The 13,629-nt window shown below is 69.5% G+C and carries 15 protein-coding genes; 5 read left to right on the plus strand and 10 right to left on the minus strand.

What is annotated here, in order from left to right; translation table 11 throughout:
• Positions 1 to 40: 40 nt before the first annotated feature.
• Genes EV379_RS16040 through EV379_RS16055 form a run of 4 tightly spaced genes read left to right on the plus strand, consistent with a single transcriptional unit; the run spans position 41 to position 4,019 of the window.
• Positions 41 to 952: an ABC transporter ATP-binding protein gene (locus EV379_RS16040; RefSeq protein WP_130507018.1), complete on the plus strand. Its 912-nt coding sequence runs from the start codon at positions 41 to 43 to the stop codon at positions 950 to 952.
• Complete coding sequence (locus EV379_RS16045) at positions 949 to 1,779, plus strand: ABC transporter permease (RefSeq protein WP_130507019.1); 831 nt, start codon at positions 949 to 951, stop codon at positions 1,777 to 1,779. Before EV379_RS16040 ends, EV379_RS16045 begins: the two co-directional genes overlap by 4 nt.
• Before the next feature lie 52 nt (positions 1,780 to 1,831).
• A complete protein-coding gene (locus tag EV379_RS16050) occupies positions 1,832 to 2,884 on the plus strand; it encodes an MDR family oxidoreductase (RefSeq protein WP_130507020.1) in 1,053 nt (350 codons plus the stop codon).
• Positions 2,885 to 2,894: 10 nt separating this feature from the next.
• Complete coding sequence (locus EV379_RS16055) at positions 2,895 to 4,019, plus strand: winged helix DNA-binding domain-containing protein (protein ID WP_130507021.1); 1,125 nt, start codon at positions 2,895 to 2,897, stop codon at positions 4,017 to 4,019.
• A 13-nt stretch (positions 4,020 to 4,032) separates the two neighbouring features.
• Here the strand turns inward: EV379_RS16055 and EV379_RS17445 are convergent, their stop codons facing one another.
• The 10 genes from EV379_RS17445 to idi all read right to left on the minus strand — a co-directional run bounded on the left by EV379_RS17445 (position 4,033) and on the right by idi (position 12,958).
• Positions 4,033 to 4,602 (minus strand): hypothetical protein, encoded by a 570-nt coding sequence (locus EV379_RS17445; RefSeq protein WP_242616417.1) that lies wholly within the window; start codon positions 4,600 to 4,602, stop codon positions 4,033 to 4,035.
• Between the two features lie 234 nt (positions 4,603 to 4,836).
• A complete protein-coding gene (gene hemL / locus EV379_RS16065) occupies positions 4,837 to 6,162 on the minus strand; it encodes a glutamate-1-semialdehyde 2,1-aminomutase (RefSeq protein ID WP_130507022.1) in 1,326 nt (441 codons plus the stop codon).
• The gene (gene hemB, locus EV379_RS16070; protein WP_130507023.1) at positions 6,159 to 7,148 is read right to left on the minus strand and encodes a porphobilinogen synthase; all 990 of its coding nucleotides are present in this window, start codon (positions 7,146 to 7,148) and stop codon (positions 6,159 to 6,161) included. The genes hemL and hemB overlap by 4 nt, the downstream gene beginning before the upstream one ends.
• A gap of 57 nt (positions 7,149 to 7,205) precedes the next feature.
• Positions 7,206 to 8,093, minus strand: a complete 888-nt coding sequence (locus EV379_RS16075) for a prenyltransferase (RefSeq protein ID WP_130507024.1) — start codon at positions 8,091 to 8,093, stop codon at positions 7,206 to 7,208.
• Positions 8,083 to 8,427, minus strand: a complete 345-nt coding sequence (locus tag EV379_RS16080; RefSeq protein WP_130507025.1) for a lycopene cyclase domain-containing protein — start codon at positions 8,425 to 8,427, stop codon at positions 8,083 to 8,085. The genes EV379_RS16075 and EV379_RS16080 overlap by 11 nt, the downstream gene beginning before the upstream one ends.
• Positions 8,424 to 8,780, minus strand: coding sequence for a lycopene cyclase domain-containing protein (locus EV379_RS16085; RefSeq protein WP_130507026.1), 357 nt, complete (start codon positions 8,778 to 8,780; stop codon positions 8,424 to 8,426). Before EV379_RS16085 ends, EV379_RS16080 begins: the two co-directional genes overlap by 4 nt.
• Positions 8,777 to 10,429: a phytoene desaturase family protein gene (gene crtI / locus EV379_RS16090; protein ID WP_130507027.1), complete on the minus strand. Its 1,653-nt coding sequence runs from the start codon at positions 10,427 to 10,429 to the stop codon at positions 8,777 to 8,779. The genes EV379_RS16085 and crtI overlap by 4 nt, the downstream gene beginning before the upstream one ends.
• Positions 10,426 to 11,325 carry a phytoene/squalene synthase family protein gene (locus EV379_RS16095; protein WP_130507028.1) on the minus strand — a complete coding sequence of 300 codons (900 nt, stop codon included), beginning with the start codon at positions 11,323 to 11,325 and terminating at the stop codon, positions 10,426 to 10,428. Before EV379_RS16095 ends, crtI begins: the two co-directional genes overlap by 4 nt.
• Entirely contained in the window at positions 11,322 to 12,389 is a 1,068-nt protein-coding gene (locus EV379_RS16100; RefSeq protein ID WP_130507029.1) for a polyprenyl synthetase family protein, read from the minus strand. The genes EV379_RS16095 and EV379_RS16100 overlap by 4 nt, the downstream gene beginning before the upstream one ends.
• Positions 12,386 to 12,958, minus strand: coding sequence for an isopentenyl-diphosphate Delta-isomerase (gene idi, locus EV379_RS16105; protein ID WP_130507030.1), 573 nt, complete (start codon positions 12,956 to 12,958; stop codon positions 12,386 to 12,388). The genes EV379_RS16100 and idi overlap by 4 nt, the downstream gene beginning before the upstream one ends.
• Before the next feature lie 77 nt (positions 12,959 to 13,035).
• On the opposite strand from idi, the gene EV379_RS16110 reads away from it, so the two are divergent.
• Positions 13,036 to 13,620 carry a MarR family winged helix-turn-helix transcriptional regulator gene (locus EV379_RS16110; RefSeq protein ID WP_242616418.1) on the plus strand — a complete coding sequence of 195 codons (585 nt, stop codon included), beginning with the start codon at positions 13,036 to 13,038 and terminating at the stop codon, positions 13,618 to 13,620.
• Positions 13,621 to 13,629: the final 9 nt, after the last annotated feature.

The following is a 13,629-nucleotide window of genomic DNA, read 5'->3' on the forward strand; positions in this document are numbered from 1 at the left end:
CGCAACGCTTCGCGTTGCGTGCAGCAGTTGAGAGGATTCCATGCCCATCGGAGTGCCCATCGAGTTCGCCGGGGTGACCAAGCGCTTCGGCGCGGTCAACGCCGTCAACGACCTCTCGTTCACCGTCGAGCCCGGCCGGGTCACCGGCTTCCTTGGACCAAACGGTGCAGGCAAGACGACGAGCCTGCGCATGCTGCTCGGCCTCGTGAAGCCGACCAGCGGAACGGCCACCTTCGGTGGCGTGCCGTACCGCAAGCTGCCGAGCCCGCTGACGACCGTCGGTGCGGCGCTCGAGGCCGCGAGCTTCCACCCCGGTCGCACGGCGCGCAATCACCTCGGTGTCTACGCGAAGGCGGCAGGACTCGACACGGCGCGCGTGGACATCGTGCTCGAGAAGGTCGGCCTGGCCGAATACGGCAACCGCCGCGTCGGCGGCTACTCGCTCGGCATGCGGCAGCGCCTCGGCCTCGCCGGCACCCTGCTCGGCGACCCGGGCGTGCTGGTGCTCGACGAGCCGATCAACGGCCTCGACCCCGAGGGCATCAAGTGGATCCGCACGTTCCTGCGGGAACTCGCGGCAGAGGGCCGCACCGTGCTGGTGAGCTCGCACCTGCTCAGCGAGGTGCAGCAGAGCGTGGACGAGGTCGTGATCATCGCCCGCGGGCAACTCGTCCACCGTGGACCGCTCTCCAGTCTCGACAACGAGAAGGCCCCGCACGTCGTCGCCGACTCGCCGAACCGCGAGGCCCTCGCGTCCGCCCTCGGAGCCGCCGGCCTCGAGTACACGATCGGGCGCGGCGGGCTGCTCGTCGCGGCATCCGACCCCGCCCAGGTCGGCAGCATCGCCTTCGCCGCCGGCGTCGAGATCAGCGCGCTGCACCGACAGAAGGCCGGCCTGGAGGATTCCTTCCTCGCGCTTGTCTCCAACGAGGCGGAAGGGGACGCACGATGACATTCCTGAATGCACTCTCCGCCGAGTTCGCGAAGCTCTTCACCACCCGCCTGTGGTGGATCCTGGCGCTCACCCTGTTCCTCTACGTCGGCGCCATGGCCGGCGGGCTCGGCGCACTGTTCGGCTGGGCGGCATCCAACGCGGATGCCAGCGCATCGGCCGGGGTCTCCCCCCTGCCGGAAGGCCTCAACCTGCACGCCGTGATCTACAGCATGGCGACCACGATCGGCTACGTCTTCCCCGTGCTGCTCGGCGCCTTCGCGGTGACCGGTGAGTTCCGACACCAGACACTCACGCCGACGTTCCTGGCGACGCCCCGCCGCGGCATCGTGCTCTCGGCCAAGGTGCTGTCGATGCTGATCGTCGGTGCCGGGCTCGGTGTCGTCGCGTGGCTTGCGACGGTTGGGCTCGGTGCCGCGGCGCTCGGAGCCTTCGATCTTGAGACCGGGCTCGGTGCGGAGGACAGCTGGACGATGATCGCCCGCGGCGTGCTCGCCATGGCGCTCTGGGCCGCCGTCGGCGTCGGCCTCGGCACGCTGGTTCCCAGCCAGGTCGCCGCGCTCATCATCGTGATCGCGTTCACCCAGTTCGTCGAACCGACGCTGCGTCTCGCCGCCTCATTCAACGAGGTCACGGCGAGCATCGCCCGTTTCCTGCCCGGCGCGGCCAGCGATGCCCTCGTCGGCGCGAGCTTCTACTCGATCGCCACGCCGGGTGGCGGAAGCGAGGCGCTGCTGTGGTGGCAGGGCGGGATCATCCTGCTCGCCATCGCAATTGCCGCGACCGTCGGCGGCTACTTCACGAGCTGGCGCCGCGACGTCACGTGATCCGGATGCTCGTGCCCCGGCCGGATAGGCCCGCCCTGATTAGGCTGGGGGCATGAGCAGCCAATTCCGGGCGATTGTTGTCGATGAGGTTTCCGGGGAGAACGGCGAGGCGGCCGCGCGACGGCGTGGCGTGCTGCGCACCCTCGACGATGACTTCTTCAGCGCGGCCGGCGATGACGACCGCCCGCTGCCGAGCACGGCGACGGGCGTCAGCATCGACGTCAGCTACTCCAGCATCAACTACAAGGACGGCCTCGCGGTCGCCGGGCGGCCTGGCGTCGTGCGACGCCTGCCCCTCATCGCCGGCATCGACGTCGTCGGAACCGTGACGGCCAGCGGCGACCCCCGCTGGGCGCCTGGCGACAGCGTCGTGCTGAACGGGGCCGGGCTCGGTGAGAGCCGGCACGGCGGGCTCAGTGAGCGCACCGTCGTCGACGGCGCTTCGCTGCTGCGCCTGCCGAGCGCGATCAGCCCGCGCAGGGCCGCCGCCCTCGGCACGGCGGGCTTCACGGCCATGCTCGCGGTCATGGCCCTGGAGCGGCAGGGCATCGGCCCGCGCTCCGGTGAGATCCTGGTGACGGGCGCGGCCGGCGGCGTCGGATCGGTTGCGGTGATGCTGCTCTCCCGAGCCGGCTACAGCGTGACGGCGGCATCCGGCAGGGCGGCGACGGAGGGCGACTACCTGCGCGCACTCGGGGCGGCGACCGTGATCGACCGCGCCGAGCTCCTCCAGCCGGGCAAGCCGCTGCAGAGCACGCGGTGGGCCGGAGCCATCGATTCGCTCGGCGGAACGAGCCTGGCCACGGTGCTCGCCCAGATCAGCTACGGCGGCTCCGTTGCAAGCTGCGGCCTCGCCGCCGGTGCCGAGCTGCCGTCGACGGTGCTGCCATTCATCCTGCGCGGCGTCAACCTGCTCGGCGTGAACTCCGTCGACGCACCCATCGCGCTCCGCGAGGCGGCATGGCTGCGCTTGGCCGGCGAGGCGCAGCTCGCGCGCCTCGACGAGCTCAGCACCGAGATCGGACTCTCCGCGGTGCCGGAGACCGCGGAGGCGATCCTGGCCGGAACGGTGCGCGGTCGCACGATCGTGAACGTGCGCGCCTGAGGCCGGCCCCATGACGGCGCAGCTCACCCGCACGGAGGCGATCGCCCGCCGCATGCACAGCCATGCGCTGTGGAATCCCATCGCCGAGAGCCCGGGTGGCATCGTGGCGCACTTCACGGCCATGCAGGCGCAGGAGTACGGCTACGCACTCTGGGCGACGGCCCAGCGCATGACGAACCGGCCGGATGCCGCGAGCCTCGCCGCCGCCGTGGACGCCGGCGACATCCTGCGCACCCACGTACTGCGACCGACCTGGCACTTCGTTGCCCCTGCCGAGGCACGCTGGCTGCTGGAGCTGACCGCGCCGCGCGTGCAGCGCATCAACGCGCCGTACCTCCGGCGGAACGGCCTCGACTCTGCGACGCTGAACCGAGCCCTCGCGCTCATCGAGACCGAGCTCGCCGGGGGGCGACACCGCAGTCGCGCGCAGCTCCAGGAACATCTCGCGCGGTCGGGGCTCGCGTTCGGCGGCATGGCAATGGGCCTCGTGATGATGGAGGCGGAACTGACGCGGCGGGTGATCAGCGGCACGACGCTCGGCACAGCGCGGAGCTACGCGCTCTTCGACGAGCGCGTGCCGACGGCCGACACCGCATTCGACCGCGAACGGGCGCTCTCAACGCTGGTGGCTCGCTTCATCGCCACGCGGGGGCCGGTCACGCTCAAAGACTTTGCCGTGTGGAGCGGGCTCACGCTGCGTGACGCCAAGGATGGGCTCGCCGTTGCCAACGACAGGGAACCCGATCGGTTCACCGCGGTTGGGGTCGAGGACTTCGCGTGCTGGTGGGCGGAGCCAGGCACCGTCGCCACGGCGCCGGCAGTCCCGCGGGTGGATCTGGTGCAGGGCTATGACGAGTATGTGATGTCGTATTTCCCGAGCAAGACGCTCATGCAGCCACCGGAATATAAGCCGACCGCGGAGTTCGGTCGGCTGCTGCACACGGTGCTGATCGACGGGGTGATGGCCGGCCAGTGGAAGCACGTGCTCCGTGCCCGCGACGTGACGGTGCAGATCGCGACGCTGCGTGTATTCACCGCCGCCGAGCGCGAGGCAACAGAGCAGGCCGCGCATCGCTACGGCCGCTTCCTCGGCGTGCCCGCAGCCGTCGAGTGGTTGGGCGCCACTCCGAAGTAACCCCGTGGTGTGGTTACGCCGACTCGGCCGCGCGAGCGCGGGTGGCGCGCGGCTTCGTGGCCACGGCTGCAGCGGCGGCGTCTCCGACGGCAGCCTCCGCGCTGGCGTCCGCGAGCTTGGCAGCGACGACCGGCTTGGCCTTGGGCTTGGGCTTGGCCTTGGGCTTCGCGCCGACCGTGGTCACCGTCGACTTCGCGCCTCCTGCGACCGCGGCGTCGACCTCGGCAGCGGCCGCACCACCGACGTTGAGCGTGTCGACGAGATCGACCGCGTGATTCGTGCTCACGATGAGACGGGCATATTCCTCATCGGCAATATCAATGATCACTGCCTGGCGCTTGTTCTTGATGATCAGGAAATCCTTGCCGCCGTGGAACTTCCAGGTGCCGATGGCAAGCACGAGCGGAATGAGCGCGCCCGGTGCACGGATGCCGCGGATCCAGATCCACGGGTCATCGGTGATCGTGACGGAGCGGATGGCCGCACGTGGAACGGAGATCTCTTCGCGGCGCAGCGCCAACGCCTTTTCGGCTGCAGTGAGTTGGATCTCAAGCCGGTCGGGGTGTACGCGCAGGGAGGCCATACACCCAGTCTGCCAAGAGCCGCAGACATTCGCCCTATCAGAAACCTCACAATGCGGTGACGATGCTCTGTCGGGTGCCTCTCAGCCGAAGGAACTGCCAGCACCGGTGGCCGTTCCCTAGGCTTCCCTGGACCGGGCTACCGCGGGAACTCCCAGCACCGGTGGCCGTTCCCGAGGCTTCCTTGGATCGGGCTGCCGCCTTTCGTGACGCTGCGCGTCACGCTGTCGAATCCGTCAGTCGACGAGAACGGGCTGCGCGGCGGCGGCGGCGCGAGCGGCATCCGGCAGCGCGTCGAGGATGCGCGTGATCGCGCGCTCGTCGTGCGCCGCGGTGACGAACCACGCCTCGAATACCGAAGGAGGTAGCGAGACACCGTTGCCCAGCATCGACTGGAAGAAGGCCGGGTACCGATAGGACTCCTGCGTCAGCACCTCGTCATAGTTGCGGGCACCATGTGAGAGGTGCTCGCCGAAGACGAAGCTGAACAGGTTGCCCGCCCGCTGCACGTGGTGCGCGACGCCCTCGGCGGCCAGCGCGGCCGAGACCGACTCTGAAATGAGCAGTGCGCTCGCATTCAGCTGCGCGTAGACGGCGTCGTCGGCGAGGCGCAGCGTCTCGAGGCCGGCGGCCACGGCGACCGGGTTCCCCGAGAGCGTGCCGGCCTGGTAGACCGGTCCGAGCGGGGCGAGGTAGTCCATGACCTCGGCGCGGCCACCGAGCGCGGCGACGGGCAGCCCGCCGCCGATGACCTTGCCGAAGGTGAAGAGGTCGGGTGCGTAGCTCTCGGTGAACGGGTTCTCGAGGCCCCAGTAGCCCGCGCTGCCGACCCGGAATCCGGTGAGTACCTCGTCCATGATGAGGAGGGAGCCGTTGGCGTGCACGATCTCGGCGAGGGCGGCGTTGAACCCGGGGTCGGGGGCGACGACACCCATGTTCGCGGCGGCGGCCTCGGTGATCACGGCGGCGATGTTGGGCCCGTGCGTCGCAAACGCCGCGCGGACCGCCTCGAGGTCGTTGTACGGCAGCACGAGGGTCTGCGCGGCCGTGGCCGCCGTGACGCCGGCCGATCCAGGCAGTGCGAGGGTGGCCAGTCCGGAACCCGCGGCGGCCAGAAGTCCGTCGGAGTGTCCGTGGTAGTGTCCGGCGAACTTCACGAGGAGCTCACGGCCGGTGTAGCCGCGCGCCAACCGGATCGCCGTCATCGTGGCCTCGGTGCCGGTGGAGACGAGACGCACCTTCTGCACGGGGGCGACACGCTGCTCGATGAGTTCGGCCAGCTCGGTCTCCGCCGGGGTGCTGGCTCCGAAGGAGAGGCCGCGGGCGGCGGCATCCTGAACGACCTTGACCACCTGGGGGTGCGCGTGGCCGAGGATCGCAGGGCCCCAGCTCGCGACGAGGTCGACGTATTCGCGCCCGGCCGAGTCGGTGACGTATGCACCCGACGCCTCGACGAGGAAGAGCGGCGTGCCACCGACGGAGCGGAATGCCCGGACCGGGGAGTTCACCCCTCCGGGGATCGCGGCCTGCGCGCGCTCGAAAAGACTCTCATTGCTGCTCATGCGACATCTCCAGTGTTCAGCCATCCGGCCAGTTCGGTTGCCCAGTAGGTGAGCACAACGTCGGCGCCGGCACGGTGGATGCCGAGCACCGATTCGTGCACGGCACGCTTGCGGTCGATCCACCCGTGCATCGCGGCGGCCTCGATCATCGCGTACTCGCCGGACACTTGATATGCCCAAACGGGAATATCACTGGCGGCGGCGACGTCGGCGAGCACGTCGAGGTAGCTGCCTGCCGGCTTCACCATGACGATGTCCGCGCCCTCCTCGATGTCGAGCATCGCCTCGCGTAACCCCTCACGGCGGTTACTGGGGTTGAGCTGGTAGCTGCGGCGATCGCCGTCGAGGGTCGACTCCACGGCGTCGCGGAACGGGCCGTAGAACGCCGAGGCGTACTTGGCCGAGTAGGCGAGGACGGCGGTGTCGACGAAACCCGCTCCGTCGAGGGCCTCGCGCACCGCGGCGACCTGGCCGTCCATCATCCCGGAGAGGCCGAGCAGTTCGGAGCCGGATGCCGCCTGCACGAGCGCCATCTCGCGATAGCGTTCGAGCGTCGCGTCGTTGTCGATGCGGCCGCGCACGTCGAGAACACCGCAGTGCCCGTGGTCGGTGAACTCATCCAGGCAGAGGTCCGTCTGCACGACGAGGGCGTCGCCGACCTCATCGGCGACGACGCGTGTCGCGAGGTTCAGGATGCCCTGCGGATCTGTCGCTCCCGTACCCGTCGCGTCGCGGTGCTCTGGCACGCCGAACAGCATGACGCCGCCGACGCCGGCGGCCGCGGCATCCGCAACGGCGCCCTTCACGCTCTCCAGCGTGTGCTGCACCACTCCGGGCATCGAGGAGATGGGGACGGGACCGCCGCCCTCGCGGACGAAGATCGGGAGCACGAGCTGGCCGGGGTGAAGCCGGGTCTCGGAGGCGATGCGCCTGATCGCGGGGGTGGTGCGCAGGCGGCGTGGACGAATACGGGGAGTAACAGTCACCCAATCAGCCTACGTGCATCCGGGCCCGTCGGGTTCAGGAGCCAGGTGCCGTCAGGCTCAGGAGCCCAGCGCCGTCAGGATCAGCAGCAGCGTGGCGAGGAAGCCGACGAGGTAGTTGACCCACAGGAAATGGCGCCAGCCGCCGTTGGCGCTACCGGAATCGGCGTCGCTGACCGAACGATACGGCCACGCGAGAGCGATGTACGGGACGACGAGGACTGCCGCGAGCGCGCCGGGCCACCCGATGAAGCAGAGCACGAGCCCAGCAGCGGCCCAACAGGCCATCGCGAGGCGAACCGTCGCGGCGGCCCCGAATGCCGTCGCGACGGAACCGATCCCACCCTCCCGGTCGGGCACGACGTCCTGCACGGCGCCGAAGGCGTGGCTCGCGACCCCCCAGAGGAAGAATGCACAGAGGATTGCGAGGATCTCGGGGCTGATCGCGGCTCCGGCCAACACGAGGCCGTACACCGCAGGCGAGACGAAGTGGGTACTCGAGGTGAGCGAATCGAGCACGGGGATCTCTTTGAAGCGCAGTCCGGGAACGGAGTAGGCGGCCACGGCGAACAGACTCACCGCCAGCACGAGCCAGGATGCCGGCGAGCCCAGGGCGCAGAGCACCACGATGAAGGGCGCGCAGAGCGCCCCGGCGACAACGAGCGTCGTGCGGTGCATGGCGGTGTCGAGCAGCGCCCCCTCGACCCCGCCCTTGCGGGGGTTCGCGACGTCGGACGCGTAGTCGAAGACGTCGTTGATGCCGTACATGGCGAGGTTGTACGGGATCAGGAAGAAGACCGAGCCGACGACGAGTGCCGCATTGACCTCGCCCGTGCTGAGGTAGTAGGCGGCGGCGAACGGGAACGCCGTGTTGATCCAGCTCAGCGGCCGCGAGGCGGTCACCAGCTGGCGCAGCACGCCACGTCGAACCGCCGCGTCACTGCGCATGATCGGCCCCAACCGTGCGTTGGTAGCGTGGCCGCGGCGCGGCGAGCAGCCAGAGCGCAGGCAGCAGGATCACGGCGGCGATCGGGTAGGCGAAGTCCTCGATCGGCGCCAGGCCGATGAACCAGCCGAGCAGGTGCTCCGCGGTGTACTCCATCAGCCCTGCGGCGATCATGAGGCTGTCGAAGACCGCCGTCAGCACGACGAGCACCGCAGCCGTGAGCGCGGCGGCGGCCACGGCGGACCCGAGCCGGGCGGGCCGCCTGATGAGCAGTGCGGATGCCGCAACCCCGACCGCGATCGTGAGGGCAACGGCGCTGAGCACGAGGTAACTCATCGCGCCCCCTTCCCGACGCGCGCCGTATCGTCGACACGCACCCGACGGTCGAGCAGGAGCCTGGCCCCGTTGAACACAACCATCGTCAGGTAGCAGAGGAAGACGAGGAAGAGGAGTTCCTCGAGCGGGAACTCGGGGCCGAGCATGATGCCGGTCGAGATCTCATTCTGTCCACGCAGGAAGATCCCGAGCGCGATGCCGGCGATGTCCCAGAGCACGAAGAAGGCAACGCCGAGGCCGAGCACCAGGGACGCCCGCCGCGCATCCCGCCAGAAGAACAGGCCGAATCGGCGGTCGAGCAGCGCCATGCACGCGATCGTGCCGGCCAGGATGAGCAGGTAGAGCGCCGTCACAGCGGTGCCTTCAGTGGTGACCCGCTGCGTTCACCGCGCAGCTTCTTGACGACGAGTTCGGCGCTGATCAGGCACATCGGCAGGCCGATCCCCGGGATCGTGCTGCCGCCGGCGTAGAGGAGCCCATCGATGCGCGATGACGCGTTCCTGCCCCGGAAGAACGCGCTCTGCCGCAGCGTGTGTGCCGGTCCGAGCGCTCCGCCCCGCCAGGCGTTGAGATCGGTGGCGAAGTCGGCTGGGCCGACGGTGCGGCGCAGCACAATCCGTTGCGCCAGATCGGGGATGCCAGCCCACGACGCGATCTGTTGGATTGCGGCATCCGCTGCCCGCTCCACCTGTGCCGCCCCACCCCGGCCGAGGCCACCGGCTCCGATGCCCGGATCGGCCGGCACGGGAACGAGCACGAAGAGGTTCTCGTGGTCGACGGGTGCTGCCGAGCCATCGGTGGCGCTCGGGCGGCAGACGTAGATGGATGCCGGTTCGGGGATGAAGCTCGGCGTGCCGTAGATCGCCGAGAAGTTGTCTGCCCAGTTCTCGGTGAAGAACAGGTTGTGGTGGCTGAGCTCTGGCAGTGATCCGCGCACGCCCAGCATCACGAGAACGGCGCCAGGGCCCGGATTGCGCTCGTCCCACCACTCTTCCGGGTAGCTCCGCAGTCCCTCCGGAACGAGTTGCGTCTCCGTGAAGTGCAAATCGGCGGCCGAGACGACGACGTCGCTCTCGACGGAGTGCACGGCACCGGATGCGTCGGTGTAGCTGACCCCCGTTGCCCGGTGTGCGACGCCGCGGGCGCGGCCGAACCGCCTCGGCCGAGCGGCGGTCGTGATCTCGGTCACCCGCGCCCCCGTCCGCACCTCGACACCCTCGGCGACGGCGAGCGCGGCGATGCGCTCGATCACGGTGCTGAAACCGCCGAGCGGATAGTAGACCCCGTCGGCCAGGTCGAGATGGCTCATCAGGTGGTACAGGCTCGGCACCTCGAACGGCGATGAGCCCAGGAAGACGGCCGGGTAGCCGAGCACCTGCTGCAGTCGCGGGTCGCTCACGTGCGTCTCGATGAGGTCGCTGAGGGAGCGCGTTCCGAGTCGCGCGATGGCTGGACCACGGCGCAGGACGTCGACGCCGATCAAGCTGCGCGGGTCGTCGAAGGTGTTGTAGAGGAAACGCCCGATGGCGAGCTCGTAGGCGTCGGATGCCGAGGCGACGTACCGCCGGAGCGCCTCGCCGGCGCCCGCCTCGATCGAATCGAACAGGGCGACATTGCCCTCGAAGTCGGCCACGACGTCGATCGGGCTCTCGCTCCCCTCCGCGAAGACGCGGTAGCCGGGGTCGAGGCGCTGCAGCTCGAGCTGCTCAGCCGAGGAGGTGCCGAGCAGGCGGAAGAAGTGATCGAACACCTCAGGCATGAGGTACCACGACGGCCCGGTGTCGAAGCGGTATCCGTCCGCCTCCCAGGTCCCCGCCCGCCCGCCGAGCTGGTCGCTCGCCTCGAGCAGTGTGACCGCGTAGCCCTCCCGCCCGAGCAAAGCCGCCGTCGCGAGCCCGGCGATGCCTCCCCCGATGACCGTCGCAGACGCCCTCCCCGCCTGGTTGTTCCCGCGACGGCCGCCGATCGGCACCCTCGCCTGCACGTTCAGTGTGTGGCTCATCCCGGCACCACCAGCGCCGCCGCGAGGATGCGCAGTTTTCGCGCCGTCGGCACCCGCACCCGCTGCTCGGCGAGCATGGCGGCCGGGGTGGCGTCGATGCGCGCGGTGAGCTCTCCGAACAGGGCGGCCGCCGCACGAATCGCGCGGCGGCATCCGTTCGGCAGGCGTGGGATCACGGCGTTGGCCGTGTCGAGGTCAGAACGGATGTCGGCCACGATCGCCGCCTTCTGCTCCTCCGTGATGGCGCGCGGTTCGACGCCGGGGAAGTAGCGCCGCCCCAGCGAGTCGTAGTCGGCCGCGATGTCGCGCAGGAAGTTGATCTTCTGGAACGCGGCACCCAGCTTCCTGGCGCCGTGCTCGAGCCGCCGTCGCTCGTTGTCGTTGACGTACTCGTCGAGGAGGAAGACCCGCAGGCACATCAGGCCGATGACCTCAGCCGAACCGTAGATGTACTCCCGCAGCTGCTCGGCGGTGAACGGAGCCGGGTCGAGATCGCGGCGCATCGACGCGAAGAACGGGATGAGCAGCTCGGGGCCGATGGCCGTACGGCGGGCGCTACGGGCGAAGGCGTGGATGATGAGATCGCTGCTGTAGCCGGTGTGCATCGCCCGCAGCGTCTCCGCCTCCATCGCGTCCAGACACTCGGCCTGCTGCGCTGTGCTCAGCCCGGCGGCCGCAGCCGCCCCATCGACGATCTCGTCGGCCACGCGCACGAGCGCGTAGATGTTCTCGACCTCGGGCCGGATGGCCGGGGAGAGCAGCCGGCTCGCCAGCCCGAATGAGCTCGAGTACTCGCGGATCACGACGGCGGCGCCCCGGTGCGCAGCACGCCCGTAGAGTGCCAGATCGGCGCCGGCCGCCGCACCCAGCGTTCCGCGCTCGAGCGGCCGACTCATGCGACACGCTCCGTCGCCTGGTGGCTGAGTCGGGCCAGCTCGGTGCGCAATGCGTCCGGCAGCGGCGCGGCGTCGAGCACGGCGAGACTCTCCGCGACCGCGTGCGCGATGAGGCCCTCGACATAGTCGACGGCCCCGCACTCGACGAGAAGCGAGCGCAGCCTGGCGACGTCACCGGTCGACGCGTCTCCGCCGAGCAGCCCGCGCAGCTCCGCCCTGCTCTGTGTCTCGCGTGCGTACGCGATCATCGCCGTCACCTTGCCCTCCCGGATGTCGCCGATCGTGCTCTTGCCGGTGACGGCTTCGTCGCCGAAGACGCCCAGAAGGTCATCCCTGAGCTGGAATGCCCGACCGACGAGGCTGCCGAAGCGGGCGAGCACCGCCTCGGTCTGCGCCGGGGCGGAGGCAAGGATTGCGCCGGCACGCAACGGGGCTGAGAAGGAGTACGGCGCCGTCTTCCACGTCGTCATGTCCAGCACCGCGTGCAGGCCGGGTGTCGCGGTGCCGGCACTGAGCGCGACGTCGGCGAGTTCGCCGGCCGCCGATGCGAACACGGCCTCGTCGAGCAGCTCGAGCAGCGCGATGCGGATGGGCTCGGGAACCGCAACGCGCGCGACGAACCCCTGCGCATCGTGGATGAGCAGGTCGCCGGCCAGGATCGCGGATGCCTGAGCCCACCGTTCGGCGTCTGCGCCGCCGATTCCGGCGGCGAGCGCTTGGTCGACCCGCTCGCCCAGGATGTTGCGGCGCCCCCGTCGAACCAGGTCGCGGTCGATGACGTCGTCGTGCACGAGGAATCCCGTGTGCAGCAGCTCAAAGGCGACCGCGACCTCGACCGCCGCGTCGCCGAACCCGCCGCCCAGCTGTTCGTGCACGCCGAGCACGAGGGCAGGGCGGAGCAGCTTGCCGCCCGTCGCCGAGCGCGCGATCCCCGACCACAGCCCCTCGTAGTCGGCACCGAAGGCCGCAGCGGCCCCGATGCGGCGCGCCCAGTGCCCGGCAAGCCTGGACTCGATTGCTGCGGCATCCTGCTCCGAGATGAAGCGCGTGAGAACCGCGGTCATGTCGCCACCTCCACTGTGAGACGCCCCGGCACGGCGAGACGCTCCAACTGGAGCACCAGCCAGGGGCTGAACGCCCAGGGCGTGAGCGCGACCGCCCGCGCCAGGTCTTCCGGTCGAACCCATGCGGTCTCGAGCACCTCGGCCGGGTCCGGGCGGAGCACCTCGTCCGTCACGGCGCGATAGACGGGACAGATCTCGTTCTCGACGATGCCGGCGGGGTCGACGGCACGGTAGCGGAAGTCCGGCAGTTCGAGCACAAGCGCGTTGTCCACAGGGTCGAGGTGCAGGCCGAGCTCTCTCGCGGCATGCCTGACGACGGCGTCGGTGATGAGCTCGCCCGGTGCCGGGTGCCCGCAGAAGGAGTTCGTCCACACGCCAGGCCAGCTCCGCTTCCCCAGCGCACGCCGCGTCACGAGGAGCTCGCCTGCACTGTTGGACAGGTGGCAGGAGAAGGCGAGGTGGAGTGGCGTGCGCTCACCGTGCACCCGCTCCTTGTCGGCGCTCCCACTGGCGACGCCGTCCTCGGTGAGCAGAACGACCCTGTCGCCAGATACGTGAAATCCAGACACTCTGCACTCCCTGCGAATTACCTAGCCAAGTTAGCTTCTAACTAAGCATGACACACTTCCGCCAGTACACTAAGGCCATGACGAAAGCGCAGCCGAGCTCGTGGGACCCCTCCGCGTCGATGCTCGACCCGCGCATCATCGATCCGGCAGGCAACTATGTGCACCACAGCGATCGTGCGCCGGAGGAGCTCGACCAGATCGTGGCCGTGCTGCGTGCGATCAAGGCCTGGCGGGAGTCAGAGGAACGCATCAGCCTGGAGTCGCGCAGCTACATGCGGCTGAACGAAACCGACATGAAAGCTCTGCGCTTCATCATCGCCGCGAAGAACTCGGGCGTCCTCGTCACGGCCGGAATGCTCGCCGACCACCTGCACATTTCGACGGCGTCGATCACCAAGATGCTCGATCGCCTCGAGAAGGCGAAGCACATCACGCGGTCCAAGCACCCGAGCGATCGCCGGGCGGTGGTCATCGGGGTCACGGATGAGACGCACGCCGATGCGCGTGCCACGATCGGGCGCAGGCACGCGAGACGCTTCGATGTCGCGGCCGAGCTGAGCCCGGACGAGCGGGACGTCGTCATCCGTTTTCTGAACAACCTTGCCGCACTCGAGAACGAGGTCGCGGAAGAGCTCGTCAACAAGGAAGCTCGAGCGGACTAGCTCGAGCGG

Origin of the sequence: Microterricola gilva, assembly GCF_004217495.1 — a bacterium.
Lineage (GTDB): Bacteria > Actinomycetota > Actinomycetes > Actinomycetales > Microbacteriaceae > Microterricola > Microterricola gilva.

Excerpts from the sequence above, each read along its gene's own strand:
- EV379_RS16040 (WP_130507018.1), top strand. The coding sequence starts at position 41 with ATGCCCATCGGAGTGCCCATCGAGTTCGCCGGGGTGACCAAGCGCTTC.
- EV379_RS16045 (WP_130507019.1), top strand. The coding sequence starts at position 949 with ATGACATTCCTGAATGCACTCTCCGCCGAGTTCGCGAAGCTCTTCACC.
- EV379_RS16050 (WP_130507020.1), top strand. The coding sequence starts at position 1,832 with ATGAGCAGCCAATTCCGGGCGATTGTTGTCGATGAGGTTTCCGGGGAG.
- EV379_RS16055 (WP_130507021.1), top strand. The coding sequence starts at position 2,895 with ATGACGGCGCAGCTCACCCGCACGGAGGCGATCGCCCGCCGCATGCAC.
- EV379_RS17445 (WP_242616417.1), bottom strand. The coding sequence starts at position 4,602 with ATGGCCTCCCTGCGCGTACACCCCGACCGGCTTGAGATCCAACTCACT.
- hemL (WP_130507022.1), bottom strand. The coding sequence starts at position 6,162 with ATGAGCAGCAATGAGAGTCTTTTCGAGCGCGCGCAGGCCGCGATCCCC.
- EV379_RS16075 (WP_130507024.1), bottom strand. The coding sequence starts at position 8,093 with ATGCGCAGTGACGCGGCGGTTCGACGTGGCGTGCTGCGCCAGCTGGTG.
- EV379_RS16080 (WP_130507025.1), bottom strand. The coding sequence starts at position 8,427 with ATGAGTTACCTCGTGCTCAGCGCCGTTGCCCTCACGATCGCGGTCGGG.
- crtI (WP_130507027.1), bottom strand. The coding sequence starts at position 10,429 with ATGAGCCACACACTGAACGTGCAGGCGAGGGTGCCGATCGGCGGCCGT.
- EV379_RS16095 (WP_130507028.1), bottom strand. The coding sequence starts at position 11,325 with ATGAGTCGGCCGCTCGAGCGCGGAACGCTGGGTGCGGCGGCCGGCGCC.
- EV379_RS16100 (WP_130507029.1), bottom strand. The coding sequence starts at position 12,389 with ATGACCGCGGTTCTCACGCGCTTCATCTCGGAGCAGGATGCCGCAGCA.
- EV379_RS16110 (WP_242616418.1), top strand. The coding sequence starts at position 13,036 with ATGACGAAAGCGCAGCCGAGCTCGTGGGACCCCTCCGCGTCGATGCTC.